The organism is Lentilactobacillus rapi DSM 19907 = JCM 15042, from assembly GCF_001436255.1.
In the GTDB taxonomy this organism is placed as follows: Bacteria; Bacillota; Bacilli; order Lactobacillales; family Lactobacillaceae; genus Lentilactobacillus; species Lentilactobacillus rapi.
Window position 1 is genome coordinate 1 of sequence record NZ_AZEI01000052.1, and the last position, 3147, is coordinate 3147.

Here is a 3147-nt window from a genome sequence, read left to right on the forward strand (position 1 = left end):
TTGCTGCTTGAAAGAACTTCGTTCTCTCAAAACTAGCTAATATTAATTTTCTGCGTTCAAACACCATTTCTACTTGGTTAAGTCCTCGACCGATTAGTATTGGTCCGCTCCGTACATCGCTGCACTTCCACTTCCAACCTATCTACCTGATCATCTCTCAGGGGTCTTACTTCCATATAGGAATGGGAAATCTCATCTTGAGGTGAGTTTCACACTTAGATGCTTTCAGCGTTTATCTCATCCATACATAGCTACCCAGCGGTGCGCCTGGCGGCGCAACTGGTACACCAGCGGTATGTCCATCCCGGTCCTCTCGTACTAAGGACAGCTCCTCTCAAATTTCCTACGCCCGCGACGGATAGGGACCGAACTGTCTCACGACGTTCTGAACCCAGCTCGCGTACCGCTTTAATGGGCGAACAGCCCAACCCTTGGGACCGACTACAGCCCCAGGATGCGATGAGCCGACATCGAGGTGCCAAACCTCCCCGTCGATGTGGACTCTTGGGGGAGATAAGCCTGTTATCCCCAGGGTAGCTTTTATCCGTTGAGCGATGGCCCTTCCATACGGTACCACCGGATCACTAAGCCCGACTTTCGTCCCTGCTCGACCTGTCTGTCTCGCAGTCAAGCTCCCTTCTGCCTTTACACTCGTTGAATGATTTCCAACCATTCTGAGGGAACCTTTGGGCGCCTCCGTTACTGTTTGGGAGGCGACCGCCCCAGTCAAACTGCCTACCTGACACTGTCTCCCGCCACGCTGAGTGGCGCGGGTTAGAGTGTTCACACAGCGAGGGTAGTATCCCACCAATGCCTCCGCCGAAACTAGCGTTCCGGCTTCAATGGCTCCTACCTATCCTGTACAAGCTGTGTCAACACCCAATATCAAGCTACAGTAAAGCTCCATGGGGTCTTTCCGTCCTGTCGCGGGTAACCTGCTTCTTCACAGGTATCTTAATTTCACCGAGTCTCTCGTTGAGACAGTGCCCAGATCGTTACGCCTTTCGTGCGGGTCGGAACTTACCCGACAAGGAATTTCGCTACCTTAGGACCGTTATAGTTACGGCCGCCGTTTACTGGGGCTTCATTTCTGGGCTTCGCCGAAGCTAACTCATCCACTTAACCTTCCAGCACCGGGCAGGCGTCAGCCCCTATACGTCATCTTTCGATTTTGCAGAAACCTGTGTTTTTGATAAACAGTCGCCTGGGCCTTTTCACTGCGGCTGTGCTTGCGCACAGCACCCCTTCTCCCGAAGTTACGGGGTCATTTTGCCGAGTTCCTTAACGAGAGTTCACTCGCTCACCTGAGGATTCTCTCCTCGACTACCTGTGTCGGTTTGCGGTACGGGTAGTTGATGACTCACTAGAAGCTTTTCTCGGCAGTGTGACGTCAGTTGCTTCCCTACTAAATTTCGGTCCTCATCACCACTTGTCAACCCGCCAAAAAGCATTTAACTCCTTGACTGACTCGTGGCTTGAACATCCCTTTCCAACTGGATGCACAACTTAGCCTCCTGCGTCCCTCCATCGCTCAAACATCATCAACTAGTACAGGAATCTCAACCTGTTATCCATCGCCTACGCCTTGCGGCCTCGGCTTAGGTCCCGACTAACCCTGGGAGGACGAGCCTTCCCCAGGAAACCTTAGTCATTCGGTGGATCAGATTCTCACTGATCTTTCGCTACTCATACCGGCATTCTCACTTCTAAGCGCTCCACCAGTCCTTACGGTCTGGCTTCATTGCCCTTAGAACGCTCTCCTATCACTTGACCAAATGGTCAAGTCCACAGTCTCGGTAATATGCTTAGCCCCGGTAAATTTTCGGCGCGGAATCACTCGACTAGTGAGCTATTACGCACTCTTTAAATGGTGGCTGCTTCTGAGCCAACATCCTAGTTGTCTATGCAACTCCACATCCTTTTCCACTTAGCATATATTTAGGGACCTTAACTGGTGGTCTGGGCTGTTCCCCTTTTGACGATGGATCTTATCACTCACCGTCTGACTCCCGGATAAAAATCAATGGTATTCGGAGTTTATCTGAACTTAGTAACCCATGACGGGCCCCTCGTCCAAACAGTGGCTCTACCTCCATGATTCTACGTCCGAGGCTAGCCCTAAAGCTATTTCGGAGAGAACCAGCTATCTCCAAGTTCGTTTGGAATTTCACCGCTACCCACACCTCATCCCAGCACTTTTCAACGTACACGGGTTCGGCCCTCCAGTGCGTTTTACCGCACCTTCAGCCTGGACATGGGTAGATCACCTGGTTTCGGGTCTACAGCAACATACTAAAACGCCCATTTCAGACTCGCTTTCGCTGCGGCTCCGGCTTTTAAACCTTAACCTGGCATGTTACCGTAACTCGCCGGTTCATTCTACAAGAGGCACGCTATCACCCATTAACGGGCTCTAACTGCTTGTAGGCACATGGTTTCAGGAACTATTTCACTCCCCTTCCGGGGTGCTTTTCACCTTTCCCTCACGGTACTGGTTCACTATCGGTCACTAGGGAGTATTTAGCCTTGGGAGATGGTCCTCCCGGATTCCGACGACGTTTCACGTGTGTCGCCGTACTCAGGATCCTGAACTGAGGGTCATTGATTTCATCTACGGGGCTATCACCCTGTGTCGCCAACCTTCCCAGATTGTTCGATTATCAACAACTTTGGTAACTCAAATGTTCAGTCCTACAACCCCAATGAGCAAGCTCATTGGTTTGGGCTGTTCCCCGTTCGCTCGCCGCTACTGAGGGAATCGAAATTTCTTTATGCTCCTGTGGGTACTGAGATGTTTCAGTTCCCCACGTCTACCTCTAGCCAGCTATGAATTCACTGGTTAGTAACAACTGATTAAAGTTGCTGGGTTGCCCCATTCGGAAATCTCCGGATCAAAGCTTACGTACAGCTCCCCGAAGCATATCGGTGTTAGTCCCGTCCTTCATCGGCTCCTAGTGCCAAGGCATCCACCATGCGCCCTTTTTAACTTAACCTGGCATCACAAAGTGATGCAAGTTAATTGAGTATTTGCGATTTTTTCTAGTTAACAAACTCAAAATAACGCGGTGTTCTCGGCTGAAATTATATGAATACAATTTCAATCATTACAGAAAATTAATATTATCTAGTTTTCAAAGAACCAAGTTT

The 3147-nt window shown here is 50.1% G+C and carries 1 rRNA gene; it reads right to left on the reverse strand.

The annotated features are described in order from the left end of the window. Positions 1-73: 73 nt before the first annotated feature. Positions 74-2993 (reverse strand): 23S ribosomal RNA (locus FD12_RS06705). Positions 2994-3147: the final 154 nt, after the last annotated feature.